The organism is Aeromicrobium marinum DSM 15272 (genome assembly GCF_000160775.2).
Lineage (GTDB): Bacteria > Actinomycetota > Actinomycetes > Propionibacteriales > Nocardioidaceae > Aeromicrobium > Aeromicrobium marinum.
The window spans coordinates 1,140,112-1,166,285 of record NZ_CM001024.1 but is presented as its reverse complement, the minus strand read 5'-3'; the positions used below and the strand labels follow the sequence as shown (position 1 = coordinate 1,166,285).

Here is a 26,174-nt window from a genome sequence, read left to right as displayed (position 1 = left end):
CCCTACGACGGTGACGACGCGGTGCTGCTGACGGCCGAGGTGCAGGCCGAGTACGGCCGTCGCTACGGCGGCTCGGGCGACGTCTCCCCGATCGACGCCGAGCACTTCCTCGCGCCCCACGGGGTCTTCCTGCTCGGCCACGTCGGCGACGAGCCGGTGGCCATGGGAGGGTGGCGCCGTGGGGGACCGGCCGGTGACGGCGACGGCGAGCTCAAGCGCATGTACGTGCGGCCGGCCTGGACCCGCCGGGGCGTGGCGCGGCTGCTCCTCGCCGAGCTCGAGCGCTCGGCCGTCGAGGCCGGACTCACCCGGCTGGTGCTCGAGACGGGCACGGCGCAGCCGGAGGCGATCGCCCTCTACCGGTCCTCGGGCTACCGCGACGTCCCCGCGTTCGGCTTCTACGCCGACTACGACGACAGCGTCCATCTGGCGAAGGAACTGAGGTGAACGGCTCCGGACGGTGGGTGCTGCCCGACGTCGCCCGCGGGGTCGCCATCACCGCCATGCTGATCGCCCACGCCGGACCGTTCGTGAGCGGCGCGGGCCGGCCGGCCCTCGACACCATCGCCCGCCTCAGCGACCTGGCCTCACCGCTGTTCAGCCTGGTCATGGGCATGGCTGCGGCGATCGTGCTGGCCCGCGACCGTCACGTCCCCGGCTTCCTGTGGCAGCAGGCGGTCCGGGGGCTGGTGCTGATCGGTCTGGGTGCCTGGATGGACCAGTGGGGCACCTGGATCGCCATCGTGCTCAGCAACCTGGGGATCACCCTGCTCGTCGGGTCGCTGGTCCTCGTGCTGGGCGCGTGGGTCACCGCGGTCACGGCCGTGGCGGTGTTGGTGGTGAGTCAGCCGCTCCTGGAGTCGGTCGCACGAGCCGCGGGTCCCCTCGACTACTACGCCACCGACCTCGAGAGCTACCTGCTGCGGTGGACGGCGCTCGACCCCTACTACCGCCTGGTCAACCTGCTGCCGTTCTTCCTGGTCGGTGCCCTGCTGGCCCGGTGGGGCTACGCAGGTCGGCCCGACGTCCGGGTCTCCGGTGCCATGGTCGTGGCCGGCGTCGTGGGCGCGGCCGTTCTCACGACGTCACGGTTCCCCGCGCCGGAGGCTCGGGTGTCGGGCACCTATGCGGACACCGCCCACGACGTCACCCAGGTGCTCGTCGCGGTCGGCGTGATCGGGCTGGCGCTCGCGTGGCGACCCACGGCGGCCGTGCTGCGACCCTTCGCGCCGATCGGGGTCGTGGCGCTGTCGCTCTACGTGGCGCACGGCGCCGTCGTCGCCCTGCTGGCCGACACCGTGTACGCCGACACCGGGGGCCGGCCCGCGCCGGGCACCGTGGACTGGACCACCTTCGTGGTGTTCGTCGGAGGATTCCTGCTGCTGTCCTGGGCGTGGGGCCGGTGGATCGGGCGAGCCCCGATCGAGTGGGCGCTCGGGTTCGTCACCCGCCGTAGGGTGAGGGCATGACCGTCAGGCGGGTGCAGGGCAGTGAGGTCGAGTACGGCATCACGGTGCAGGGCCAACCGACCGCGAACCCGATGGTGGCGTCGACCCACGTGGTCAACGCCTACGCCGCGGCCCACGGTCTGACCCGACGGGCCAGGTGGGACTACGAGGAGGAGAGTCCGCTGCGGGACGCCCGCGGGTTCGACCTCAGCCGGCCCGACGCCGATCCGTCGCAGCTGACCGACGAGGACATGGGCCTGGCCAACATCATCCTCACCAACGGCGCCCGGTTGTACGTCGACCACGCCCATCCGGAGTACTCCAGCCCCGAGGTCACCTCGCCCCGCGACGTCGTGGTGTGGGAGAAGGCGGGCGAGGAGGTCATGCGCGCGGGCGCCGAGCTGGCCGCCGCGATCCCGGGCACCGCGCCGATCGTGCTGTACAAGAACAACATCGACAACAAGGGCGCCTCCTACGGGTCGCACGAGAACTACCTGATGCGGCGTGACGTGCCGTTCGAGACGATCGTCGACCACCTGACGCCGTTCTTCGTCTCCCGACAGATCGTCTGCGGCGCCGGGCGCGTGGGGCAGCGGCAGGACGGCAGCGTCCACGCCTTCCAGATCAGTCAGCGGGCCGACTACTTCGAGGTGCCGGTGGGGCTGGAGACGACCCTCAAGCGACCCATCATCAACACGCGCGACGAGCCGCACGCCGATCCCCGCAAGTACCGCCGGCTGCACGTGATCATCGGTGACGCGAACTGTTCGGAGATCTCGGTCTACCTGCGGCACGGCACCACGTCGCTGGTGCTCGCCATGATCGAGGCCGACGTCCTGCCCGCCGGTCTGGCCCTGCAGAACCCGGTCGCAGCGCTGCACCAGATCTCCCACGATCCCACCCTGCGGCGCACCGTCGAGCTGGCCGACGGCCGCACGGTCACCGCGTTGCAGCTGCAGGGGGAGTACCTGCAGCACGCCCGCGACTTCGTCGCCCGCCACGGCAGCGACCCCGAGACCGACGACGTGCTGGCCCGGTGGGAGAGCGTGCTGGTGCGACTCGGGCGGGACCCGTACGAGTGTGTGCGCGAGCTGGACTGGGTGGCCAAGCTGGCCCTCCTGGAGCGCTACCGCGAGCGCGACGGGCTCGACTGGGACCACGCGAAGCTGCACCTGGTCGACCTGCAGTACCACGACGTGCGGCTCGAGCGAGGGCTCTACCACCAGCTCGTCCGCACCGGCCGCATGGAGCGCCTCGTCACCACCGAGGAGGTCCGTGCCGCGGTCACCGCGCCCCCCACCGACACCCGGGCCTACTTCCGCGGCATGTGTCTCCAGCGCTTCTCGACCGACATCGCGGCCGCGTCGTGGGACTCGGTGATCTTCGACCTGCCGGGCTACTCCTCGCTCCAGCGGGTGCCCACCATGGAGCCCCTGCGGGGCACCGCCGAGCACGTGCGGGAGCTGTTCGAGAACAGCAGCACCGCCGCCGAGCTGTTCGAGGCCATCACGGGTCGCTGACGGACACGCCCTGCTCGCCCGCGGGGGATAGGGTGGCGGTATGTCCGAGCAGCAGCACAAGAACACCCGCAAGGCCGACGAGACCGACGAGCAGGTCGACACCACCGAGGTCGACGTGCAGGCCAAGGCCAAGCTCAACGACGACGTCGACTCCATCCTCGACGAGATCGACGGCGTCCTGGAGGAGAACGCCGAGGAGTTCGTGCGCAGCTTCGTGCAGAAGGGCGGGCAGTGATGCTCCCGGAGGCGTTCCACACCCCCGGTTCGTCCTCGTTCACCGACTTCCTCCACCAGCACGCACCCGACCTCGTCCCGGGCCGCGAGACCGGCCCCGGCTCCCTCGAGGGGATCACCCACGGCACCACGATCGTCGCCGCCACGTTCCCCGGAGGCGTGGTCATGGCCGGCGACCGTCGGGCGACGATGGGCAACGTCATCGCGCAGCGCGACATCCAGAAGGTGTTCGCCACCGACGAGTACTCGTGCGTCGGCATCGCCGGGACGGCCGGCATCGCGGTCGAGATGACCCGGCTGTTCCGGGTCGAGCTGGAGCACTACGAGAAGATCGAGGGCACGGTGCTCTCCACCGACGGCAAGGCCAACCGCCTGGCCACCCTGATCCGCGGCAACCTCGGCATGGCCATGCAGGGGCTGGCCGTCGTGCCGTTGCTCGCCGCCTACGACCTCGACCACGGCGTGGGCCGGATCTTCGCCTTCGACGTCACCGGCAACAAGAACGAGGAGCGCACCTTCCACTCCGTCGGGTCGGGCTCGCTCTTCGCGCGGGGCTCTCTGAAGAAGCTCTACCGCGACGACCTGTCCGAGTCCGAGACCGTCACCGCCGTGATCCAGGCCCTCTACGACGCCGCCGACGACGACTCCGCCACCGGCGGGCCCGACATGGCTCGTCGGATCTTCCCCATGGTCGCCGCGATCACCGCCGACGGCTTCCGCGCGTACCCCGACGACGAGACCGCCGCCATCGCCGACCAGGTCGTGGCGGCCCGCCTGCGTGCGCCCGACGGCCCGTCGGCGCCCCTGACCTGAGAGGACGCGCCATGACCGCACCGTTCTACGTCTCGCCCGAGCAGATCATGAAGGACCGGGCCGACTTCGCGCGCAAGGGCATCGCCCGGGGTCGCAGCGTCGCCGTGGTCCAGTACTCCGACGGCATCGTGTTCGTGGGGGAGAACCCCTCACGGGCGCTGCACAAGATCAGCGAGATCTACGACCAGATCGGTTTCGCCGCCGTCGGTCGCTACAACGAGTTCGAGAACCTGCGCATCGCCGGCGTCCGCCTGGCCGACCTGCGCGGGTACTCCTACGACCGCAGGGACGTGTCGGGCCGCGGACTGGCCAACGCCTACGCCCAGACCCTCGGCACCATCTTCTCGTCCGGCGTCGACAAGCCGTACGAGGTCGAGATCTTCGTGGCCGAGCTGGGGACGTCGACCGAGAGCGACCAGATCTACCGCCTCACCTACGACGGGTCGGTCGCCGACGTGCGCGGGTGGGGCGTCATGGGTGGCACCACCGAGCCGGTCGAGACCTGGTTCGAGGAGCACTTCACGCCGGGCCTCGACCTCGCCGCGGCCGTCCGCCTGGCGAGGGCCGCGCTGGGACACGACGCGGAGTCGCCGCGCGAGGTCCCGGCCGAGTCGCTGGAGGTGGCCGTCCTCGACCGCACCCGCACCCAGCCGCGCAAGTTCAAGCGGCTCGCACCGGCCGCCGTGGCCGACGCGCTCGACGTCTGAGCCGGTCGTCCCGCGACGTGCTCCCTCCCCGACTACGCTGAGGGGCATGGACCGGCGCATCTTCGGCATCGAGAACGAGTACGGCGTCACCTGCTCGTTCAAGGGCCAGCGGCGGCTGTCGCCCGACGAGGTGGCCAGGTACCTGTTCCGGCGGGTCGTGTCCTGGGGTCGCAGCAGCAACGTCTTCCTGCGCAACGGCGCCCGCCTGTACCTCGACGTCGGCAGCCACCCGGAGTATGCGACACCGGAGTGCGACGACCTGGTCGACCTGGTCACGCACGACCGCGCCGGCGAGCGGATCCTCGAGGGCCTGATGCTCGACGCGCAGCAGCGTCTGGCCGAGGACGGCATCGAGGGCGACATCTACCTGTTCAAGAACAACACCGACTCGGCCGGCAACTCCTACGGCTGCCACGAGAACTACCTCGTCGGACGCGACGGCGAGTTCAGCCGGCTGGCCGACATCCTCATCCCCTTCCTGGTGTCCCGGCAGATCATCTGCGGCGCGGGCAAGGTGCAGCAGACACCGCGCGGCACGATCTTCAGCGTCAGCCAGCGGGCCGAGCACATCTGGGAGGGGGTCTCCAGCGCCACCACCCGCTCCCGGCCCATCATCAACACCCGCGACGAGCCGCACGCGGACGCCGAGCGGTTCCGCCGGCTGCACGTCATCGTCGGCGACTCGAACATGAGCGAGACCACGACCCTGCTGAAGGTCGCGACCACCGACCTGGTGCTCCGCATGATCGAGGCGGGCGTGTCGATGCGTGACATGACCCTGGACAACCCGATCCGGGCGATCCGCGAGATCTCGCACGACATGACCGGGCGCCGCAAGGTCCAGCTGGCCAACGGGCGCGAGCTGTCCGCCCTGGAGATCCAGGCCGAGTACTTCGGCAAGGCGGCGGAGTTCGTCGACCGGTACGGCATCCACGACCCGGTCGTCGACCGCGCCATGGACCTGTGGGAGCGGACCCTCAAGGCGGTGGAGTCCGAGGACCTGTCGCTTGTGGAGCGCGAGATCGACTGGGTCGTCAAGTACACCCTGCTCGACCGCTACCGCACCACCCACGACCTGGCCTGGTCCGATCCCCGCATCGCCCAGCTGGACCTGGCCTACCACGACATCCGGCGCGACCGCGGCCTGTACTACCTGCTCGAACGCAGGGGAGCGGTCGCGCGGGTCACCGACGACCTCGGCGTCTTCACGGCCAAGAGCGTGCCCCCGCAGACCACGCGGGCCCGGCTGCGCGGCGACTTCATCAAGCGGGCCCAGGAGCGGCGCCGGGACTTCACGGTCGACTGGGTCCACCTCAAGCTCAACGACCAGGCGCAACGCACGGTCCTCTGCAAGGACCCGTTCCGTGCCACCGACGACCGGGTCCAGCGTCTCATCGACGGGATGTGACGCGGGGCGCTTGGCCGAGCGGGTTAGGCTGACCGTCGTTTGCCCGTCCACCCGACCCTTGAGGTGCCCTCGTGCGTCGTAACCTGCTCATCGCCCTGACCACGGTCGTGGCCCTGGCCGCTGTCGTCCTGTTCGCCCTGAACCCGTTCGCGGCCGACGAGGACACCGCAGAGGCATCGAACGACAGCGCGTCGCTGGAGGACGTCACCGTGACGTCCGGCGACTCCCCGGAGGTCACCGTCGACGGGGCCATCGAGGTGGGCGCCGACGAGACCGCCACCCGGACCCTGGAGGAGGGCGACGGCGTGGAGCTGTCCGAGGGCGACTTCGCCCGCGTCCGCTACGTCCTCGTGCACGGACGGACCGGCGAGACCCTCGACTCCTCCTTCCCCAGTGACAGCTCGGCCGTCTTCGAGCTGAACACCGACACGACCATCCCCGGCATCGCCGAGGGACTGGCCGGTCAGGCCGTCGGGAGCACGGTGCTGGTGGCCTTCGGTCCCGACAAGGGGTTCGGCGCCAACGGGGTGCAGTTCGGCCTGGAGGGCGACGACGCCGTCGTCATGTACTTCGAGATCGTCGGCGGGGTCGACATCGACGACGTCCCGACGGCGGCCGAGGGTGCCACCGCCGAGGTTCCGGGCACCGTGCCGCCGCTCACGTTCGACGGTGACGTCCCGGCCGGCTTCGACGGCGCGGCCGAGGGCGTCGCCCCCACCGCCGAGGAGCAGGCGTACCTGCCCATCGAGGGCAGCGGCGAGGTGGTGGAGGCCGGCGACGGCGTCATCGCGGAGTACGTGGGTCAGGTCTACCCGACCGGTGAGGTCTTCGACACCTCCTGGACCCGCGACGAGCCGTTCGGCTACCAGGCCGGGGTCGGTCGGGTCATCCCGTGCTGGGACGACCTGCTGGTCGGCCAGAAGGTCGGCAGCCGCGTCATCGTGACCTGTCCCGCCGAGGTCGCCTACGGCGACCAGGACCGCGGCGCGATCAAGGCGGGCGACACGCTGATCTTCGCGGTCGATCTCCTCGCCCGTTTCTGACATCCTCATCGGGTGGCCGCACGCAAGACCGAGAGGTTGATGAACCTCATCTTCCTGCTGCTGTCGACCCGTCAGTTCCTGCCGAAGGACCAGATCCGCGACGCCATCGCCGACTACCGGTCGGCGGGTGACGCTGCCTTCAACCGCATGTTCGAGCGGGACAAGGACGACCTGCGGGAGCTCGGGATCCCGGTCGAGATGGGGTCGCACGACGCCTTCTTCGCCGACGAGGTCGGCTACCGGATCCCTCGGGAGAGCGCCGAGCTGCCCGACCTGGACCTCACGCCGGAGGAGTCGGCCGTGATCGCGCTGGCGACCCAGGTGTGGGAGCACGCCGGACTGGCGGCCGAGTCCACCGCGGCCCTCGTCAAGCTGAAGGCGGCCGGCATCGACGTCGACACCCGTGCGGTCCGGATGGCCGAGCCGCGCCTGGCCGCCGACGAGGAGTCGTTCGACGCGATGTGGGACGCCGTCACTCGCAGGGTCGAGGTCGAGTTCGACTACGCGAAGGTCGGCGAACCGGCCGGACGCCGCCGGGTCCAGCCCTGGGGGATCCTCTCGTGGCGCGGGCGGTGGTACGTCGGAGGATTCGACCTCGACCGGCAGGCGCCCCGGTTGTTCCGCCTGACCCGCGTGACCGGGGAGGTCACGCCCGTCGGCAGCCACGGGTCCTACGAGGTCCCCGAGGGCACCTCGATGCGTGACCTCGCCCGCGCCCTGTTCCCGCCCGAACCCACCGGGTCGGCGGTCGTGCGGGTCCGCGCGGGCCGGGCCCAGACGCTGCGCCGGACCGCCACCGCGACCCGACCCGCCCGGGACGGCTTCGACGAGCTCGAGGTCCCGTACTCGTCCGCGCGCGAGCTGGCGGCCGAGATCGCGTCCTACGGTCCCGACGTCGTCGTGGTGGGGCCGGCGGACGTCCGCAGCGCCACGGTGGACCGGCTCCGGGCAGCCGCGGGGGACCGGCGATGAGCGCCTCGGGACGACAGGTGCAGCGCATGCTGGCCCTGGTGCCCTACCTGCAGGCCAACGACGGCATCCCGGTCACGCGGGTCGCGGCCGAGTTCGGGGTGAAGCCCCAGGTCATCCGGGCCGACCTGCGGCAGCTGATGTTCACCGGCGTCGGCGAGTTCGCGGGCGAGCTCATCGACGTCGACTTGTCCGCCCTCGACGAGGACGGCGTGATCTTCCTGCGCGACGCCGAGTTCATGACGCGGCCCCTGCGGGTCAACGCCCGCGAGGCCGCGGCGCTCATCGTGGCCCTGCGCACCCTGCGGGCGACCGCCGACACCGAGGGCGCGCGGGTCATCGACAGTGCGCTGTCCAAGCTGGAGCACGCGGTCGGAACGACGGTGGAGGCACCCGTCGACGTCGTGCTCGAGCCGGTCGACCCCCAGGTGCGGTCCACGATCTCCGCCGCGCTGGCGGAGGGCCGCAGGATCCGCCTGGTCTACGCCACCGTCTCCAGGGACGAGCAGACCGTCCGTGAGATCGAGCCCCGCCGACTCTTCACCGAGGACGGTCGGGCGTACCTCGAGGCCTGGTGCCTCCTCGCCGGCGACATCCGCTTCTTCCGCCTCGACCGGATGGTCGACGTCAGCCTGCTGGACGCGCCGGTGGAGCACCACCGGCCGGTCCCCACGGATCTGCCGGAGCGGATGTTCGTGGTGGGGGAGCAGACGCCGTCGGCCGTGCTCGACCTGGCCCCGGCCGCGCGATGGCTCGTCGACCACTACGACGCCCAGGTCCTCGACGACCAGGACGAGACGTGGCGGGTGCGGTTGTACGGTGGGGACACCGACTGGCTGTGCCGGCTGGTGCTGCGCAACGCGGGGGCCGTGACGGTCGTCGAGCCGGCCGACCTGGCCGACCTCGTCGGGCACCGGGCCGGCGCGGCGCTGGCGGCGTACGATGGACCCGAACCCACGACCTAGGAGTGGACATGCCGAATCTCGGCACCGCAGAAGTCATCATCATCCTGGCGATCGTCGTGCTGCTCTTCGGAGCCAAGCGACTCCCCGAGCTCGCTCGTGGATCGGGTCGTGCCCTGCGCATCTTCAAGACCGAGGTCAAGGGCCTGACCGACGATGACGACGAGTCGACCGACGTGACCCAGCGTCCCTCGGCGATCGAGCGTCCTACCACGCCGGAGAGCGACGAGGACCGCCGCGCCGCGGAGGCCAAGCGCGAGCAGGGCTGACCCCCGTGTGGCCCCTCCGGTCCGGACCGCCCGAGGCGGTCGCGGACGGTGGCTCCATGCCGCTCATGTCCCACCTGCGTGAGCTGCGCAACCGGTTGTTCAAGGGCGTGCTGGCGATCGTGGTCGGCACCGTCATCGGCTTCGTGTTCTACGAGCCGATCCTGCAGTTCCTCACGCAGCCGTACAACGCGATCGCACCGGACCTCATCGGCCGGGGGATCGACACCAGCCTGGTCATCACCGGCATCGGCGGGGCCCTGCAGTTCCAGCTCAAGATCTCCGTCGTCGCCGGGATCCTCATGGCCAGCCCGGTGTGGATCTGGCAGATCTGGGCCTTCGTGCTCCCGGCGATGCACCGGCACGAGCGCCGGTGGGCGCTGCTGCTCACCGGCACCGGGGTGCCGCTGTTCATCGCCGGCGCCGCCTTGGCCTACGTGGTGCTGCCCAAGGCGATCGTCGTCCTGATCGGCTTCGTGCCCGACGGCTTCGAGAACCTCGTCAGCGGTGCGGAGTACTACGACTTCGTGCTGCGCATGATGCTGGTGTTCGGCGTCGCCGCCGAGATCCCCCTGGTGGTGATCCTGCTCAACCGGCTCGGCGTGGTCAGCAGCCAGCAGCTGGTCGCCGCCCGGTCGTGGACGATCATCGGCATCTTCGTCTTCTCGGCGATCGCGACCCCCAGCACCGACCCGATCTCGATGCTGTTCCTCGCCGTGCCCATGTCGGTGCTGTACCTGATCTCCGAGACGATCGCCCGGATCACCGACCGGCGCCGGGCCCGGGCCGCCGGCGAGGAGCTGGCGGACGACGAGCTGTCGAGTCTCGATTGATGCTCCGCCCGTGATGCGCTGCGCGCTCGTCGTCAACCCGCACTCGGGTCGGCGACGCGGTGACGAGGTCGCGGCCGCCGCGCACACCCGGCTCACCGCGGCCGGTGCCGAGGTCGTGGTCGTCCGAGGCGCGGACACCTCCGGGGCCCGCGCCCACCTCGAGACCGTGATCGCGGGCGGCCTCGACGCCGTGGTCGTGGTGGGGGGCGACGGCGCGCTGCACGCGGTGCTCGACCTCGTGGTGCGGCACGACCTGCTGCTGGGGCTCCTCCCGGCGGGCACCGGCAACGACACGGCCCGCTCCACCGGCATCCCCGTGGGTGACGCGACGGCGGCGGTCGACATCGTCCTGGCCGGTCACGAGCGGAGGCTCGACGTGGCCCGCACCGGGGAGGGCGTCCACGTCATGACGGTGGTCGCCTCCGGCTTCGACTCCAAGGTCAACGAGCGCGCGAACGCGATGCGGTGGCCGCGCGGCAACATGCGCTACAACCTGGCCATCGTCGCCGAGCTGAGGGCCTTCAGCCCTCTGCCGTTCTCGATCACGCTCGACGACCGGGTGATCGAGCGCGAGGCCATGCTGGTGGCCGTCGGCAATGGTCCGTCGTTCGGGGGAGGCCTGCGGATCTGCGAAGGCGCCGCGATGGATGACGGCCTGCTCGACGTGTGCATCATCAATCCCGTCAGCAAGGCCAAGCTGCTGCGGGTGTTCCCGCGGTTGTACCGGGGGACCCACGTGTCCCTGCCGGAGTTCGAGCGGCACCGGGTGCGGTCGGTGACGCTCTCGTCACCCGGCATCGTGGCCTACGGGGACGGGGAACGCCTCGGTGCCCTGCCGGTGTCGGCCGAGGTGGTGCCGGGCGCCGTGCGCCTGCTGTCGCCTGTGCCGTCCCCGTAGGCTGGACCCATGTCGAGCCCGTCGGAGCTGTACGCCCGTGCGCGGGCCGACCGCCAGTACCCGCACCTCGCGGAGTTCCGTGGCGCGTACCCCTTCGCCCTGGACCAGTTCCAGGTCGACGCGTGCCGCGTGGTCGAGGACGGGCACGGCGTCCTGGTCGCCGCGCCCACCGGGTCGGGCAAGACGATCGTGGGGGAGTTCGCGGTCCACCTGGCCATCGCCACGGGCCGCAAGTGCTTCTACACCACCCCCATCAAGGCCCTGTCGAACCAGAAGTTCCACGACTTCGGCGAGCGCTACGGCGAGGAGAACGTCGGGCTGCTGACCGGCGACAACAGCGTCAACGGCGAGGCGCCGGTGGTCGTCATGACCACCGAGGTGCTGCGCAACATGCTCTACGCCGGCTCCCGCACCCTGGACGGGCTCGGGTTCGTCGTCATGGACGAGGTGCACTACCTGGCCGACCGGTTCCGCGGCGTGGTGTGGGAGGAGGTCATCATCGGCCTCCCGGAGTCGGTGGCGATCGTCTCGCTGTCCGCGACGGTGTCCAACGCCGAGGAGTTCGGCGACTGGCTCACCGAGGTGCGCGGTGACACCGTCACGATCGTCGAGGAGCGCCGGCCCGTGCCGCTGCACCAGCACGTCCTGGTCGGCCGGCAGATGTTCCCCTTGTTCGAGTCCGCCGACGAGGGGCCCCGCGTCAACCGCCAGCTCGAGCGGTTCGCCCGCGAGGACTGGCAGCTCGGCCGCATGCACCAGGGTCGCCCCAAGAAGGGCGGCCACCGCCCACGGACGCGCCACCGCACCCCGAGCCGGGTCGAGCTGGTCGAGAAGCTCGCGGCCGAGGGACTGCTCCCGGCCATCTGCTTCGTGTTCAGCCGGGCCGGGTGCAGCGCCGCGGTGCAGCAGCTCTCGGACGCCCGGTTGATCCTCACCACGCCCGACGAGCGGCAGGAGATCGAGGCCACCGTCGACGCGGCGTGCGCCCACCTGCCCGACGAGGACCTACACGTGCTGGGCTACCACGAGTTCCGCGAGGCACTGGGGCGCGGCGTGGCCGCCCACCACGCCGGCATGCTGCCGACGTTCAAGGAGTGCGTGGAGCTGTTGTTCAGCCGCGGACTCGTGCGGGTCGTGTTCGCCACCGAGACCCTCGCGCTGGGCATCAACATGCCGGCCCGGTCCGTCGTCATCGAGAAGCTCTCGAAGTGGAACGGCGAGACCCACGCCGAGATCTCGCCGGGGGAGTACACCCAGCTCACCGGCCGCGCCGGCCGCCGGGGCATCGACGTCGAGGGGCACGCGGTGGTCCTGTGGCAGGCCGGGCTCGACCCGCGGCAGGTCGCGGGCCTGGCGTCGACCCGCACCTATCCGCTGAACTCCTCGTTCATGCCGTCGTACAACATGGCGGTCAACATGGTCGGCCAGGTGGGCCGGTCGACCGCGCGCCAGCTGCTGGAGCAGTCGTTCGCCCAGTTCCAGGCCGACCGTGCCGTGGTCGGCCTCGCCCGGCAGATCCGCAAGGCCGAGGACGCGCTCGAGGGGTACGCGGAGTCCGCGACCTGTCACCTCGGTGACTTCATGGAGTACGCGTCGATGCGGCGCGAGATCAGCGACATCGAGGCGGCGGGCGCCAAACAACGGCGGGCTGCCGAGCGCGACGACGTGGCCACGTCGCTGCAGGCCCTGAAGCGCGGCGACATCATCCAGGTCCCGACCGGTCGGTGGGCCGGCACCGCGGTGGTCCTCGACCCCGGCGCGCCCACGGACCGCGAGGGCCCTCGTCCGATGGTGCTGACCGCCGGACGGCACGCACGACGTCTGGCGCTGGTCGACTTCACCGTCCCGGTGGAGCCGGTCGGGCAGCTGCGCATCCCCAAGCACTTCAACCCCCGCAACCCCCAGTCCCGCCGTGACCTCGCCGCGCTGCTGCGCGACCGCACCGTCGACCTCCGACCGCACCATGCCCGCGCCCGTCGTGAAGGTCCCAGCGGCGTGGACCCCCGGATCACCGAGCTGCGGCGGCTCATCAAGGAGCACCCCTGCCACGGGTGCCCGGACCGCGAGTCGCACGCCCGCTGGGCCGAGCGCTACCTGAAGCTCGAACGGGACACGGTGGGTCAGCGCCGACGGATCGAGACCCGCACCAACACCGTCGCCCGGCAGTTCGACCGGGTGTGCGAGGTCCTGGACGTCCTCGGCTACCTCGAGGGCGACACCGTCACACCGGCCGGTCAGCGCCTGCAGCGCCTGTACGGCGAGCTGGACCTGGTGGTGAGCGAGTGTCTGGCGCGGGGCGTCTGGGACGGCCTCGAGCCGTCGGACCTCGCTTCGGTCGTCAGCGGACTCACCTACACTTCCCGGGTCGTGGAGGACGCGCCGCCGCCCCGCTTCGGCAGCCGGCGTGCGCGTGAGGTCGCCGACGAGATGACCGAGCTGCACGGGGAGCTGGCCCACCTCGAGCGCCAGCACCGACTGCGGTTCCTGCGCAGCCCGGACTTCGGTTTTGCCGAGGCCGTCGGACGGTGGGTCGACGGCGCCTCCCTCGACGAGGTGCTGGGACTCACCGACCTCGCCGCCGGCGACTTCGTGCGGTCGATGAAGCAGCTCATCGACGTGCTGGCACAGGTCGCGGTGGCCGCGGGGGACTCACCCGTGCGCTCGTCGGCCCGGCGGGCCCTGGAGCAGCTGCGCCACGGCGTGGTGTCCTACAGCTCGCTCTCGGCCTGAAGGGCCGTCAGCACGCGGTCCGCGGCGCCGCCCAGCCCCCACGTGGTGGCGAACTCCCGGAACTCCTCGACCTGCCCGGACGTCAGGCGGGGGAGGGGGGCCACCTCCGGGAGGTCCAGGTCGCGGCGCACGGCCACGACCTGCCGCGCCGCGGCGACGTAGTCGGCCTGCTCCACGAGGGACCGGCGCGGCCGAGGGGTGATCGCGGTGGACGGGTCCTGGGCGGCGGCCAGGATGCCGTCGAGGTCGCCGAAGGCCCCCAGCAGGGCGGCAGCGGTCTTCTCCCCGATGCCCGCCACTCCGGGAAGCCCGTCCGAGGCGTCACCCCGCAGCACGGCGTAGTCGACGTAGCGGGCCGCGTCGATGTCGTACTTCTCGCGGATCCAGGCCTCGTCGACCTCGTCCAGCTTTGACACTCCCCGGGCGGTGTACAGGACCCGGTGAGCGGCCGCGTCGTCGACGAGCTGGAACAGGTCCCGGTCGCCGGTGACGACGTCGACCGGACCGTCCCAGCGGTCGACCAGCGTCCCGATGACGTCGTCGGCCTCGGCGTCCGGAGCGCCGACCACCGGGATGCCGAGCAGGGTGAGCGCCTCGGCGATCAGGGGGACCTGGGGGGACAGGTCGTCGGGGGTCTGTTCGGCGTCCGACGACCCGTCGGCCAGTCGCTGCGTCTTGTAGGTGGGGACGAGCTCGACCCTCCACGCGGGGCGCCAGTCGTCGTCCCAGCAGGCCACCACCGCCTCGGCGCCCTCGCGGTTGACGAGGGTCGCGACGAAGTCGACGAGCCCGCGGACGGCGTTCACCACCGTGCCGTCGGGAGCCTTCAAGGTGTCGGGCAGACCGAAGAAGGCCCGGTAGTAGAGACTGGCGGTGTCGAGCAGCAGCAGACGGCCGGGCATGGCCTCAGGGTAGTGGCTAGGCTCGCCCCATGAACCGTGTCGCCCGCATCCAGCAGCTCGCCGTCGACCGGGACCTGGACGCGGTGCTGGTCACGCCCGGCGCCGACCTGCGCTACCTCACCGGCTACGCGGCCAAGCCGTTGGAGCGCCTCACCTGCCTGGTGGTGCGTCGCACCGGCGATCCGGTCCTCGTGGCGCCGGAGCTGGAGGTCGCGGCCGCCCGCGCCGCCGGCACCGATCTCGAGATCGCGGCGTGGAGCGAGACCGACGACCCGTTCGCCCTGGTCGCGTCCCTCCTCCCGGGAGCCCGGGCGATCGCCCTCGACGACCAGATGTGGGCCTCGCGGGTGCTGGGTCTGCGCGACGCGATGCCCGAGGCGCGGCAGACCCTGGCGGGTCCGCTCATCGGCGAGCTCCGGATGCGCAAGGACGCTGCCGAGATCGCCGCCCTGCGCGAGGCCGGTGAGGCGATCGACCGGGTCCATCTCCGGGTGTCCGAGTGGCTGCGCCCCGGCCGCAGCGAGCGCGAGGTCGGCCGCGACATCGCGGCCGCCATCGTCGAGGAGGGACACGCGCAGGTCGACTTCGTCATCGTCGGGTCCGGACCCAACGGCGCGTCGCCGCACCACGAGGTCTCCGACCGGGTCATCAGGACCGGCGATCCGGTGGTGGTCGACATCGGCGGCACGACAGCGGCCGGCTACTGCTCGGACTGCACCCGCAACTACGTGGTGGGCGACGAGCCGCCCGCCGCCTACCTCGAGGCGTACGCCGTGCTGGAGGCGGCCCAGGCGGCCCAGCGGTCGGCGGCAGGCCCCGGGATGCCGGCCGAGGAGGTCGACCGGATCGGTCGGGCCGTGATCACCGAGGCGGGCTACGGCGACCTGTTCATCCATCGCACCGGTCACGGGATCGGCACCGAGACCCACGAGGAGCCCTACATCGTCACGGGCAACACCAGGCTCCTCGAGCCCGGCATGGCCTTCTCGATCGAGCCCGGCATCTACCACGAGGGGCAGTTCGGTGCGCGGATCGAGGACATCGTGGTCTGCACCGACGACGGCATCGAGGTGCTGAACACGACGGACCGCGGCCTGGTCCGGCTCCCCGCGTGAGGGCCGCTCCGGCCGCAGGGGTGGCCGCGACCGCTGGTGTCGTGTCCTCCCTGGCCTTCGACCCGGTCGCCGCACCGTTCGCGATGCTCGTCGCGCTGGCCGTGCTCATCGCCGTGCTGCGAGCGGTCCCGGACGTCTCGTGGCGTGGGGTCGTCCTCGTGGGTCTGGCCTTCGGTCTGGGATTCATGGTCCCGCTGGTGGTGTGGATGCGGGCGGTCAGCGACGGCGCCTACGTCGGGCTGGCCGTCGGCGAGGCCGTGCTGGTGATGGTCGTCGTGCTCGTCATGAGGGCCGTGGCCACCGCTCCCGGCTGGCCCGTCTGGACTGCCGCGGCCTGGACGGCCGGCGAGGTCCTCCGCGGTGGCTTCCCGTTCACCGGTTTCCCCTGGGGGCGGCTGGCCCACACCGCCATCGACACGCCGTTCGAGGCCTGGGTGCGGGTGCTCGGGATGACCGGCCTGACGTTCCTCATGGCGCTGACCGCTGCCGGGCTGGTGGTCCTGGCCACCGGTCCAGGCGGTCGGCACCGCGCCGGTGCCGCGGTCACGGTCGCGGCCTCGGTCGCCGTGGGTGCCCTGCTGCCGACCGGGCTGGCCTCTCCTGCCGGGACCCGACAGGTGGCGATCGTCCAGGGCGGTGTGCCCGGGGAGTTCCTCGACTGGCCCCGCGGCGAGATCTTCACCCTCCACGCCGACGCGACCGAGCGCCTGGTCGACCGGGTCGCCACGGGGGAGTCCCCGGCGCCGGACTTCGTGCTGTGGCCCGAGAACTCCACCGACATCGACCCGAACTTCGACCGGAGGGTCAGGGAGCGGATCGAGCAGCTCGCCGACGACCTCGACGCGCCGATCCTCGTCGGGGGCATCTTCGACGGGCCGACCGTCGACACGTCCTACAACGCCGGGGTCGTGTGGACGGCCGACGGCCCGGGGGACCGCTACGTCAAACGCAAGCCGGTGGCGTACGGGGAGTACGTGCCGTTCCGCAGCTCCCTCGGCAGCCTCGTGCCCCGCATCGACCGGGACATCCCCCGCGACATGCTGGCCGGCGAGACCTCCGGGGCGCTCGACATCGGGAACACCCGCATCGGGGACACCATCTGCTACGACATCGCCTACGACGGTGTGGTGCGGGACGCCGTCGACGACGGCGCCCAGCTGATCGTGGTCCAGACCAGCAACGCGGCCTTCAGCAACACCGCCCAGCCCGAGCAGCAGTGGGACATCTCGCGCCTCCGGGCCATCGAGACGGGCCGCTTCGTCCTCGTGCCGTCGACCAACGGGATCAGCGGCGTGGTCGACGCGACCGGCACGAGCGTGCAGCGGGCCCCGTACGACACCCCCACCGTCATCGACGCCGAGGTCACCCTCGCGTCCGGCCTGACCCCGGCCGTGAGGTGGGGCGGGTGGATCGAGGCCGCGATCGTGCTCACCGCCCTGGCGGGCTGGGCCATGGCGATCGTCCGGCGCCGCGACGCGGGGGCGGTCCCCGCGTGAGCGTGGTCGTCGTGGTCCCGACCTACAACGAGGTCGAGAGCCTGCCGCGACTGCTGGACGCCCTGGCGGTCCACCTGCCGCAGGCGGACGTGCTGGTCGTCGACGACAACTCCCCGGACGGCACCGGCGTCGTGGCAGCGAGCCTCGCCCGCCGCGAGCCGGGCATCCACGTCCTGCACCGGCCGGCGAAGGACGGTCTGGGGCACGCGTACCGTGCCGGCTTCGCCTGGGCCCTGGCTCGCGACTACGCGATCGTCGTGCAGATGGACGCGGACGGTTCGCACCGTCCGCAGGACCTGCCGGCGCTCGTGGCGGCGGCCGAGGCGGGCACCGACCTGGTGATCGGGTCGCGGTGGGTCCCGGGCGGCGGGGTGCGCAACTGGCCCTGGTACCGGCGGGCCATCTCGCGCGGGGGCACGCGGTACGCGCGCCGGATGCTCGGCCTGCCGGTCGCCGACGCGACCGCCGGGTTCCGGGCGTTCCGTCGTCTCACCCTCGAACGGATCGACCTGGAGGCGGTCGCCTCCCAGGGCTACTGCTTCCAGATCGACATGACCCGGCGGGTGCTGGCCGCAGGGATGCAGGTCGTCGAGCTGCCGATCCTGTTCGTCGAACGTGAGCGGGGGCGATCCAAGATGAGTGGAGCGATCGTCCGTGAGGCCCTGTGGCGCACGACGCTGTGGGGCCTGCAACGACGAAGGACCCCCGATCGGATCGAGGGTCCTTCCTAGGAGCGCGCCTGGATCAGGCGGACTTGCGCTTGCCGCGCCGGTGCAGGTGCGGCGGACCGATCTCGCCGGAGCGCAACAGCTCCAGCCGTTCGGTCAGGATGTCCTCCAGCTCGTCGACGGAGCGACGCTCGAGCAACATGTCCCAGTGGGTACGGACGTGCTTGGTCTCCTTGACCTCCGGGACGCTGCCGTCGGTCCGACGACCGACGATGCCGGTGCGGGGGTCCTCCCACTCAGCGGGGACCTCGGCCTCGTCCGCCATGGTCACGGTGAAGGTGCGGCCGTCGGGCAGGGCGTACTCGACATCCTGCCGGGGTGCCATCTCGACACCACGTTCGTCCTCGAAGCTCTGGGCACCGAGACGCGCGCCGCGCAATGATCGTTCTGCCATCGCCGTCTCCTCTCTGTTGTCCTGTCCAACGTACGGCACCCGTGTGAGATTCCCCTGAGTCCCACCGGGTGCGTCGTCAGGCGACGACCTCGTCGGCCCGGTCCCCGGTGGGACCGGCGAGGGTCAGCAGGAGCGCCAGACCGGCCCCCAGCACCAGCATGATGCCGATGATGCCCCACCGGTCGTCGCCACCGATGAGCACGAACAGGCCGAACAGCACGGGGGAGAGGAAGGAGGCCGCCTTGCCGGTCATGGCGTAGAGACCGAAGAACTGACCCTCACGGCCGACGGGGGTCAGTCGCATCAGGAACGTGCGCGACGCGGTCTGCGCCGGCCCGACGAACAAGGTCAGGAGCAGGCCGAAGATCCAGAACATCAGCGGTCCGTCGACGAACAGCAGGACGGTGGCGACCACGAGCATGGCGGCCAGGGAGGTGGTGACCACCACGCGCGGGCCGAGCCGGTCGTCGATGCGCCCGGCCGCCACCGAGGCGGCCGCTGCGACCACGTTCGCCGCGACCCCGAAGATCAGCACGTCGTCGACGCCGATGTCGTACACCGAGACCGCGAGGATCGCCCCGAAGGTGAAGACGCCGGCCAACCCGTCGCGGTACAGGGCGCTGGCCACGAGGAACAGGACGGTGCGCCGGTCCTCGCCCCACAGCACGACCACGTCGCGCCACAGAACCCGGTAGGACTCCAGGAATCCGGTGCGGTCGACCGGACTGACCTCGGCCGGCAGCTCAGGGACCCGGAACAGCAGCGGCAGGGAGAACACCAGGAACCAGCCGGCAGCCAGCAGGGCGATGAGCCGGATGTTGAACCCGTTCTCGGTGGGGAGACCGAACAGCCCACCGTCGCCCACCACGAAACCGAAGTAGCAGATCAGCAGCAGGACGATGCCGCCCAGGTACCCGTAGGCCCAGCCCACACCGGAGACCCGCCCCACGGTGGCCGGGGTCGACACCTGGCGCAGCATCGCGAAGTACGGCACTTGCGCCAGCTCGAACACCACGACGCCGACCGAGATGAGCACGAGCCCCAGCCACAGGAACGACGGGTCGTCCTCGACGAGGAACATCAGGGCCGTCAGGGCGACGACGGTGAACGTCAGCACGGCGAGCGAGCGCTTGCGGCGCCCCGCGGCGTCGGCCCGCTGGCCGGTGACCGGAGCGAGCACGGCGATCACCAGTCCGCCGGCGCCGACCGCCCAGGCCAGCCACGTGCTCGCCGAGATCGGACCTTCGAGATCCTCACCGACCGAGTCGGTCAGGTACACCGAGAACACGAAGGTCACGATCACCGCGTTGAAGGCCGCGGAACCCCAGTCCCACAGGCTCCAGGCCCGGACCTGTGCCGGCGTGGCTCCCAGGCCGACCGCGGGGGACGTCGCGCTCACGGGGTCGTCCACTCGCCACGGTCGATCAGGACGGCCCGCAGCACGTCGGTGCGATCGGTGAAGATCCCGTCGATGCCCAGGTCGAGCAGCTCGGTCATGTGCTCGGGTTCGTCGACGGTCCACACGTGCAGCGGCAGGTCCAGGGCTCGACAGCGGCGGACCAGCCGGCGGCTGATCAGCGGCAGGCCGCTCCATCGCCGAGGCAGGCTCACGCAGTCGGCGGCAACCGGCCAACGGCGCAGGACTGATGTCGGGAGCAGCACGACCAGCGCTGCCTCCCGCTGTGACGCGGCGGTGACCACCTCGGGGAGCCGGGCCCGGATCCGGCGCAGCCGGGCGTGGTCGAAGCTGGCCAGGCAGACGCGCGCGCCGGTGCCGGTCCGGTCGATCAGGTCGCACGTGGGGTCGACCGCGTCGTCGGCCTTGACGTCGATGCTGAAGGCGGCGTCCGGGAACTCGGCCAGGAGGACCTCGAGCCGCGCGAACGGCTGACGGTCGTCCAGCAGCAGCTCGTCGAGGTCGGACGAGGTGACCTCGCTGATGCGGACGTCACGACCCGTCAGCCTCGACAGTCGACCGTCGTGACTGGCGTACACCACGCCGTCGCGGGTCACGTGCACGTCGGTCTCGAGGATGGAGTAGCCCAGCTCGACCGCGTGGCGGAAGGCGGCGAGGGAGTTCTCGATCCCGAGGTTCTCGCTCACCAGGGCACCGCCCCGGTGGGCCATGGCGCGGGGCGCGGGCCGGTCCAGGAATCCGAGGACGGCTCCGTTGCTGGTCGTCACACGTCCACGGTAGGGCGTCGACGGGCCGCCGGCCGACCGGGGCGGCGATCAGATGTCGCGGAAGGTCTCGATCCGCGCACCGAGGGCGTTGAGCCGGTCGGCGAGGTCCTCGTAGCCCCGGTTGATCACGTACACGCTGCGCAGCACCGAGGTGCCCTTCGCCGCGAGCATGGCCAGCAGGATCACCACGGCGGGCCGCAGGGCCGGCGGGCACACCACCTCGGTCCCGCTCCAGTGGGTGGGGCCGTCGACCAGCACGCGGTGGGGGTCCAGCAGCGTGACCCGGGCACCCAGCTTGTTGAGGTCGGTCAGGTAGATCGCGCGGTTCTCGTAGACCCAGTCGTGCAGCATCGTCTGACCCTGGGCCGTGGCCGCGATGACGGCGAAGAACGGCAGGTTGTCGATGTTCAGCCCGGGGAACGGCATCGGGTGGATCTTGTCGATCGGCGCCCGGAGCTCCGAGGGATGGGTGGTGATGTCGACCAGACGGGTGTGACCGTTCTCGGCGGGGTACTCGTCGGTGCGCTCGTAGACGAAGCCCATCTCCTCGAGGAGGGCGAGCTCGATCTCCATGAACTCGATCGGCACCCGGCGCACCGTGATGCTGGACCGGGTGACGATCGCGGCGGCGATCAGGCTCATCGCCTCGATCGGGTCCTCGCTCGGTGCGTAGTCGACGTCACAGTTGATGTGCGGGCGACCCGTGACGCGCAGGGTGGTGGTGCCGATGCCCTCGATGCCCACGCCCAGCTTCTCGAGGAAGAAGCACAGGTCTTGGACCATGTAGTTGGGGCTGGCGTTGCGGATGACGGTCACGCCCTCGCGCCGCGCCGCGGCGAGCAACGCGTTCTCGGTGACCGTGTCGCCGCGCTCGGTCAGCACGATGGGTCGCTCCGGGGCCGGGCCGGCCGCGGCCGTGGCGTGGTAGCTGCCCTCGGTGGCGACGACCTTCAGCCCGAACGGACGCAGGGCCGTCATGTGCGGCTCGACGGTACGGGTGCCGAGGTCGCAGCCGCCGGCGTACGGGAGCTCGAAGTCGTCCTCGCGGTGCATCAGCGGGCCGAGGAACATGATGATGCTGCGGGTGCGCCGTGCCGCGTCGGCGTCCATCGCCGCCAGGTCGAGCTGCGCCGGCACGACGAGCTCGAGGTCGTTGTCGGCGTTGAGCCAGCGGGTGCGGACCCCGATCGACCCCAGGACCTCCAGCAGGCGGTTGACCTCCTCGATGCGCGCCACCTTGCGCAGGACCGTGGTGCCCTCGTTGAGCAACGACGCACACAGCAGCGCGACGCCGGCGTTCTTGCTGGACTTGACGTCGATCGTCCCCGACAGGGTGCGACCGCCCTCCACCCGCAGGTGGCTCGGGCCGGAGGTGCCGACGCTGACCAGCTCGGAGTCGAGCGCCTTGCCGATCCGGGCCAGCATGTCGAGGGTCAGGTTCTGCTGACCCTTCTCGATCCGGTTCACGGCACTCTGACTGGTGCTGAGCTCGGTCGCGAGCTGGGCCTGGGTCAACCCGGAGTGCTGGCGGGCGTCACGGATCAGGGTGCCGATGCGGGAGAGGTAGTCGTCGCTGGTACTCACGGCGCCAGCGTATCTCAGTTGTGAGATACGACAAGCATCATCGCGGTGTGACGTCACGCGGTCGCAGCGCCAGCGCCACGAGGACACCCGTGACCGCCAGACCACCGCCGACCAGCCCCAGTACGCCCACCTCGACGTCGGGGTCGAGGATCTCCACGAGCTCGGCCGTCACGACCTGGCCGGCGATCATGCAGAGGCCCAGCACGAGGACGCCGTACTGCTGGACGGTGATCGCGGCGATGACGATGAAGGTGATCCCGAAGACCCCGCCGAGGTACAGCTCGGGGGAGGCCGGCAGACCGTCGATGCGCCCGTCGACGCCGAACGAGACCGCCAAGAACACCAGCAGGGCCAGGGTTCCGACCGCGAAGTTGTTGGCGGTGGTCACCAGCGGGCCACCGACGGCCGACACCCGCCCGTTCAGGGCGTGCTGCAACGCCTGCGCCGCCCCGGCGCCGAGGGCGAGGGCGGCCAGACCGACGGTGACGGCGACCGAGGCGGTCGAGATCTGGTCGAAGGCCTTGACCAACACACCCGCCACCGCGAACACGGCGGCGACGACCCGTGCGGGCGAGGCGTGCTGACGACCACCGGGCCCGTACCCGAGGTGGTCGACCGCCAGCGACCCCAGCGACTGTCCTGCGGTGAAGGCGACGATGAACAACGCGACACCGATGACCCCGACCGCGATGCCCTGGCTGGCGACGAAGTAGGCGCCGCTGAGGCCACCGAGGAGCTCGGGCCACCGGATCCGGCCCTGCCGCAACCCCTCGCGCAGCCGTGCCGACGACGCCCGGCCCGCGGGCAGGCCGAACACCACCAGCGAGATGACCGCCAGGCCGGACCCGAAGCTCACGACCGCGGCCAGGGCGCCGGCCCGCAGCCCCTCGCCGATCTCCTGGGCCAGGACCCCGTTGACACGTGACTGCAGGGCGACGGCGGCCCCCGCGATCAGCATCAGGGGCACACCGGCCGCGGCGGGCAGCCGCGTCACCGGTGCACCGTGGTCGATCCGTGCTGGGGGAGTCGTCGCAGGTCGCCGATGCCGCTGTGGCCGACGACGTGGTTCCAGTAGATGTCGTACGCCAGGTCCGAGACGGTGCGGTCGTGGATCGGCAGGGCCACGGAGGGGGCCACCCGGCGCGCGAAGTCCACGGTCTCGCTCACCTTGGCCCATGGTGCCGCCAGGGGCAGGGCGAGGACGTCGACCCCGCCGGGTGCCGTCGCATAGCTGTCGCCGGGGTGGAGGAATGTCGGCTCGTCCGGTGCCGTCACCAGGACACCGACGTTGGCGACCCGGGGGAGTGTGGGCAGGATCTCGGCGTGCCGTTCGCCCACGCCGGTCAGCACGAGCCCGCCCACCACCACGGCGACACCGTCTGCCGTGGTGCGCCAGCGGTCGTCGTCGAGCGTCTCGACGGTGCCCGGGTCGGCCATGAGGATCGCGTCCGGGTTCTGATCGATCAAGGCACCGATCCGCTCCCGGTCGAGGTGGTCGGCGTGCTGGTGGGTCACGACGATCGCCGCGAGGCCGGTGAGACCGAACACCTCGTCCACGCTGAAGGCGCCGGGGTCGACGAGGACGCGGGTCTCGGCTGCCTCGACGAGGACGGCGGCGTGGCCGTAGCGGGTGATCTGCACCCGCCCATGATGCCGTCCGGTGAGGTTCCGTCCCCGCTGGGCGTGACGTTTCGGCCCCGAATCCGGCCGATCCGGGGCAGAAACGTCACTCCCAGCGGGTGGGTGACCCGTCCGGGGGCGCCTCGGTGACGAATGGGGGGCATGGGTCTCTACGCCGATCTGAACGCCTGGCTGACCGGGGCGACCGCCCGGTGGACCGTCCGCTACGGCGAGGACCTGCGGCACGGCGGCCAGGGCGTCGCCGATCCCGAACGGTGGACGGTGCCGACCCGCCACGGTCGCGTCCGCTGCGAGCTCTACCGCCCGCCGGGCCGGCCCAGCGGCCCGGTGCCGGTCCTGGTGCACCTGCACGGCGGGGCGTTCATCATGCGGCACCCGGGGATGGACGACTTCTGGTGCCGCCACGTCGCGGCCCGCGCCGGTGTGGCGGTCGTCAACGTCGACTACGAGGTGGCACCGCGACGTCGCTACCCGGTGGCCCACGAGCAGACCCACGACGCGATCGTGCACGTCCAGCGGCACGGCGTCGACCGAGGTCTCGACGGGGACCGGCTCGCGGTGAGCGGTTTCAGCGCCGGCGGCAACCTGGCCGCGTCGGCCTGCCTGCGGGCGCGCGACGAGCAGACCTTCACCGCTCGGCTGCAGCTGCTGGCCGTGCCGTCGCTCGACGTGGTCACCACGGACAAGCCGTCGACCGTCGCGCGACCGATGATCTCGCCCCGCATGGTGGGCCTGGTCCGTGCCGCCTACTTCAAGGACGCGTCGCGGCGCGCAGAGCCGTACGCCTCTCCGGCCTTCGCGACCGACCTGCAGGGTCTGCCGCCCGCCATGGTCCTCACGGCGGAGTACGACGCCCTGCGGGCCGAGGGGGACACCTACGCGGAACGGCTCGCCGCGGCCGGTGTGCCCGTCGACCACCTCGTCGTCCCACGACGCGACCACTACTTCCTCGACGGGACGGACCCGGCACAGGCCCGGGGCCTGCTCGACGCGATGTCCGACCGGGTGTCAGCGGCCCTGCACGGGTGACCTGCGCGGGAACGCGCCGGTGCACCACAGGGCCCACAGCACCAGCACGGGCTGGAAGAACAACCGCGTGAGGCGGGCCCGGTCGGTGTCGAGGCCGAAGGCGTCGGTCCCGCTGGTGTACTGCGCGATGTTGCCGGGGAACACTGCCACGAGGAACGCCGCGACGACCCACCCCACCATCACCCGTCGACGGATGGCGAGGAAGAGCGCGACACCGAGCCCGATCTCGACGACGCCGGAGGCCACCACGACCAGGTCGACGTCCAGAGGCACCCACCCGGGCACCTGCGCACGGAAGTCCTCCCGGGCCCAGAAGAGGTGCGAGAAGCCGGCGAACAGGAAGAACGTGCCCAGCAGGTAGCGGGCGTAGCGGCGGAGGGCGTCGTGCATGCGCCGAGCATCGCACAGGCCCCCGCGCCTAGGCTGGGGCCGTGAACGCAACGCCGACCCTGCACGACACGCTGGTGGGCGAGTCCGGTCCGACGGTCGTGTTCCTGCACGGCCTGTTCGGGCAGGGCCGCAACTTCACGGCGATCGCCAAGGCCCTCGTGCCGGACTTCCGCAGTCTGCTGGTCGACCTGCCCAACCACGGACGGTCCGGGTGGACCGACGACGTCGACTACGAGCACGTCGCCGACCTCGTCGCCGACCACCTCCGCGAGGGGGTCGCCGCCGAGGCCCCCGTGCACCTGGTCGGGCACTCGATGGGCGGCAAGGTCGCGATGGTCCTGGCCCTGCGCCACCCCGACCTCGTCGACCGGCTCGTCGTGGTCGACATCTCGCCGGTCGACAGTCCCGAGAGCAGCGAGTTCGCGCACCTGCTGGACAGTCTGGCCGCCGTCGACCTGTCCACCCTCACCCGGCGCGGGGAGGCCGACGAGCGTCTCACCGGGCCGATCGGCGATGCCCGGGTCCGAGGGTTCCTGCTGCAGAACCTGCGGGAGAGCAACGGCGCCTTCGCGTGGCAGGCCAACCTGGCGGTCCTGCGCGACGGCCTGGCCGAGATCGGTGACTTCCCCCGTGTCGACGGAGTCTTCGAGCGCCCGGTGCTGTGGATCTCGGGGGAGCGGTCGCCCTACGTCCAGGACGCCCACGAACCGGAGATGCGGCGGCTGTTCCCCCTGACCCGACTGGTGACGATCAAGGGCGCCGGCCACTGGGTGCACGCGGAGGAACCGGACACCTTCGTGACGGCTCTGCGGGTGTTCCTCACCGGCTGATCCACAGCCGGTGACGGCACGACGTGCCGTCCACAGGCCGTCGCCCGGTG

Annotated in this window: 27 protein-coding genes; 19 read left to right on the top strand and 8 right to left on the bottom strand. The window is 71.4% G+C overall.

The window, feature by feature from the left end; translation table 11 throughout:
• Window positions 1–21: 21 nt before the first annotated feature.
• The 14 genes from HMPREF0063_RS06090 (at window position 22) to HMPREF0063_RS06025 (ending at window position 13,831) form a co-directional block, all read left to right on the top strand.
• On the top strand, window positions 22–447 hold the full coding sequence (locus tag HMPREF0063_RS06090; RefSeq protein ID WP_007077775.1) for a GNAT family N-acetyltransferase: 426 nt from the start codon (window positions 22–24) through the stop codon (window positions 445–447).
• Window positions 444–1,469: a DUF418 domain-containing protein gene (locus HMPREF0063_RS06085; RefSeq protein ID WP_040320135.1), complete on the top strand. Its 1,026-nt coding sequence runs from the start codon at window positions 444–446 to the stop codon at window positions 1,467–1,469. Before HMPREF0063_RS06090 ends, HMPREF0063_RS06085 begins: the two co-directional genes overlap by 4 nt.
• Complete coding sequence (gene dop / locus HMPREF0063_RS06080) at window positions 1,466–2,968, top strand: depupylase/deamidase Dop (RefSeq protein ID WP_007077773.1); 1,503 nt, start codon at window positions 1,466–1,468, stop codon at window positions 2,966–2,968. The genes HMPREF0063_RS06085 and dop overlap by 4 nt, the downstream gene beginning before the upstream one ends.
• A gap of 40 nt (window positions 2,969–3,008) precedes the next feature.
• A complete protein-coding gene (locus HMPREF0063_RS06075) occupies window positions 3,009–3,203 on the top strand; it encodes a ubiquitin-like protein Pup (RefSeq protein ID WP_007077772.1) in 195 nt (64 codons plus the stop codon).
• The gene (prcB, locus tag HMPREF0063_RS06070; RefSeq protein ID WP_007077771.1) at window positions 3,203–4,015 is read left to right on the top strand and encodes a proteasome subunit beta; all 813 of its coding nucleotides are present in this window, start codon (window positions 3,203–3,205) and stop codon (window positions 4,013–4,015) included. The genes HMPREF0063_RS06075 and prcB overlap by 1 nt, the downstream gene beginning before the upstream one ends.
• Before the next feature lie 11 nt (window positions 4,016–4,026).
• Window positions 4,027–4,722 (top strand): proteasome subunit alpha, encoded by a 696-nt coding sequence (prcA, locus tag HMPREF0063_RS06065; protein ID WP_007077770.1) that lies wholly within the window; start codon window positions 4,027–4,029, stop codon window positions 4,720–4,722.
• A 46-nt stretch (window positions 4,723–4,768) separates the two neighbouring features.
• A complete protein-coding gene (gene pafA / locus HMPREF0063_RS06060) occupies window positions 4,769–6,130 on the top strand; it encodes a Pup--protein ligase (protein ID WP_007077769.1) in 1,362 nt (453 codons plus the stop codon).
• Window positions 6,131–6,201: 71 nt separating this feature from the next.
• On the top strand, window positions 6,202–7,173 hold the full coding sequence (locus HMPREF0063_RS06055; protein WP_007077768.1) for an FKBP-type peptidyl-prolyl cis-trans isomerase: 972 nt from the start codon (window positions 6,202–6,204) through the stop codon (window positions 7,171–7,173).
• 12 nt (window positions 7,174–7,185) lie between these two features.
• The gene (locus tag HMPREF0063_RS06050; protein WP_007077767.1) at window positions 7,186–8,145 is read left to right on the top strand and encodes a helix-turn-helix transcriptional regulator; all 960 of its coding nucleotides are present in this window, start codon (window positions 7,186–7,188) and stop codon (window positions 8,143–8,145) included.
• The gene (locus HMPREF0063_RS06045) at window positions 8,142–9,107 is read left to right on the top strand and encodes a helix-turn-helix transcriptional regulator (protein ID WP_007077766.1); all 966 of its coding nucleotides are present in this window, start codon (window positions 8,142–8,144) and stop codon (window positions 9,105–9,107) included. The genes HMPREF0063_RS06050 and HMPREF0063_RS06045 overlap by 4 nt, the downstream gene beginning before the upstream one ends.
• An 8-nt stretch (window positions 9,108–9,115) precedes the next feature.
• The gene (gene tatA, locus HMPREF0063_RS06040) at window positions 9,116–9,373 is read left to right on the top strand and encodes a Sec-independent protein translocase subunit TatA (protein ID WP_007077765.1); all 258 of its coding nucleotides are present in this window, start codon (window positions 9,116–9,118) and stop codon (window positions 9,371–9,373) included.
• A 56-nt stretch (window positions 9,374–9,429) separates the two neighbouring features.
• Complete coding sequence (gene tatC, locus HMPREF0063_RS06035) at window positions 9,430–10,203, top strand: twin-arginine translocase subunit TatC (protein WP_040320133.1); 774 nt, start codon at window positions 9,430–9,432, stop codon at window positions 10,201–10,203.
• Window positions 10,204–10,216: 13 nt separating this feature from the next.
• Window positions 10,217–11,101 (top strand): YegS/Rv2252/BmrU family lipid kinase, encoded by an 885-nt coding sequence (locus HMPREF0063_RS06030; RefSeq protein WP_040320132.1) that lies wholly within the window; start codon window positions 10,217–10,219, stop codon window positions 11,099–11,101.
• Between the two features lie 9 nt (window positions 11,102–11,110).
• Entirely contained in the window at window positions 11,111–13,831 is a 2,721-nt protein-coding gene (locus HMPREF0063_RS06025) for a DEAD/DEAH box helicase (RefSeq protein ID WP_007077762.1), read from the top strand.
• Here the strand turns inward: HMPREF0063_RS06025 and HMPREF0063_RS06020 are convergent.
• Entirely contained in the window at window positions 13,810–14,733 is a 924-nt protein-coding gene (locus HMPREF0063_RS06020) for a 5'-3' exonuclease (protein WP_007077761.1), read from the bottom strand. The two genes, HMPREF0063_RS06025 and HMPREF0063_RS06020, sit on opposite strands and share 22 nt — an antisense overlap.
• A 29-nt stretch (window positions 14,734–14,762) precedes the next feature.
• On the opposite strand from HMPREF0063_RS06020, the gene HMPREF0063_RS06015 reads away from it, so the two are divergent.
• From HMPREF0063_RS06015 to HMPREF0063_RS06005, 3 genes are read left to right on the top strand one after another with little or no spacing between them, the layout of a single operon-like run.
• Window positions 14,763–15,848, top strand: coding sequence for a M24 family metallopeptidase (locus tag HMPREF0063_RS06015; protein WP_007077760.1), 1,086 nt, complete (start codon window positions 14,763–14,765; stop codon window positions 15,846–15,848).
• A complete protein-coding gene (gene lnt, locus HMPREF0063_RS06010; RefSeq protein ID WP_156794049.1) occupies window positions 15,845–17,344 on the top strand; it encodes an apolipoprotein N-acyltransferase in 1,500 nt (499 codons plus the stop codon). Before HMPREF0063_RS06015 ends, lnt begins: the two co-directional genes overlap by 4 nt.
• Complete coding sequence (locus HMPREF0063_RS06005; protein WP_007077758.1) at window positions 17,341–18,075, top strand: polyprenol monophosphomannose synthase; 735 nt, start codon at window positions 17,341–17,343, stop codon at window positions 18,073–18,075. Before lnt ends, HMPREF0063_RS06005 begins: the two co-directional genes overlap by 4 nt.
• Window positions 18,076–18,088: 13 nt before the next feature.
• Here the strand turns inward: HMPREF0063_RS06005 and HMPREF0063_RS06000 are convergent, their stop codons facing one another.
• The 6 genes from HMPREF0063_RS06000 to HMPREF0063_RS05975 all read right to left on the bottom strand — a co-directional run bounded on the left by HMPREF0063_RS06000 (window position 18,089) and on the right by HMPREF0063_RS05975 (window position 23,875).
• Window positions 18,089–18,466, bottom strand: coding sequence for an RNA polymerase-binding protein RbpA (locus HMPREF0063_RS06000; protein ID WP_007077757.1), 378 nt, complete (start codon window positions 18,464–18,466; stop codon window positions 18,089–18,091).
• Between the two features lie 76 nt (window positions 18,467–18,542).
• Complete coding sequence (locus HMPREF0063_RS05995; RefSeq protein WP_040320593.1) at window positions 18,543–19,865, bottom strand: MFS transporter; 1,323 nt, start codon at window positions 19,863–19,865, stop codon at window positions 18,543–18,545.
• Window positions 19,862–20,650 carry a glycerophosphodiester phosphodiesterase family protein gene (locus HMPREF0063_RS05990; RefSeq protein WP_007077755.1) on the bottom strand — a complete coding sequence of 263 codons (789 nt, stop codon included), beginning with the start codon at window positions 20,648–20,650 and terminating at the stop codon, window positions 19,862–19,864. Before HMPREF0063_RS05990 ends, HMPREF0063_RS05995 begins: the two co-directional genes overlap by 4 nt.
• A 48-nt stretch (window positions 20,651–20,698) precedes the next feature.
• On the bottom strand, window positions 20,699–22,234 hold the full coding sequence (locus tag HMPREF0063_RS05985) for a UDP-N-acetylglucosamine 1-carboxyvinyltransferase (protein ID WP_007077754.1): 1,536 nt from the start codon (window positions 22,232–22,234) through the stop codon (window positions 20,699–20,701).
• Between the two features lie 37 nt (window positions 22,235–22,271).
• Window positions 22,272–23,228: a DMT family transporter gene (locus HMPREF0063_RS05980; protein ID WP_007077753.1), complete on the bottom strand. Its 957-nt coding sequence runs from the start codon at window positions 23,226–23,228 to the stop codon at window positions 22,272–22,274.
• Window positions 23,225–23,875, bottom strand: coding sequence for an MBL fold metallo-hydrolase (locus HMPREF0063_RS05975; RefSeq protein ID WP_007077752.1), 651 nt, complete (start codon window positions 23,873–23,875; stop codon window positions 23,225–23,227). The genes HMPREF0063_RS05980 and HMPREF0063_RS05975 overlap by 4 nt, the downstream gene beginning before the upstream one ends.
• A gap of 141 nt (window positions 23,876–24,016) precedes the next feature.
• Between HMPREF0063_RS05975 and HMPREF0063_RS05970 the strand changes: the two genes are divergently transcribed.
• The gene (locus HMPREF0063_RS05970; RefSeq protein WP_050760912.1) at window positions 24,017–24,904 is read left to right on the top strand and encodes an alpha/beta hydrolase; all 888 of its coding nucleotides are present in this window, start codon (window positions 24,017–24,019) and stop codon (window positions 24,902–24,904) included.
• Here the strand turns inward: HMPREF0063_RS05970 and HMPREF0063_RS05965 are convergent.
• Window positions 24,884–25,294: a DoxX family protein gene (locus HMPREF0063_RS05965; RefSeq protein ID WP_007077750.1), complete on the bottom strand. Its 411-nt coding sequence runs from the start codon at window positions 25,292–25,294 to the stop codon at window positions 24,884–24,886. The two genes, HMPREF0063_RS05970 and HMPREF0063_RS05965, sit on opposite strands and share 21 nt — an antisense overlap.
• Before the next feature lie 41 nt (window positions 25,295–25,335).
• Between HMPREF0063_RS05965 and HMPREF0063_RS05960 the strand changes: the two genes are divergently transcribed.
• Window positions 25,336–26,124, top strand: coding sequence for an alpha/beta fold hydrolase (locus tag HMPREF0063_RS05960; RefSeq protein WP_007077749.1), 789 nt, complete (start codon window positions 25,336–25,338; stop codon window positions 26,122–26,124).
• Window positions 26,125–26,174: the final 50 nt, after the last annotated feature.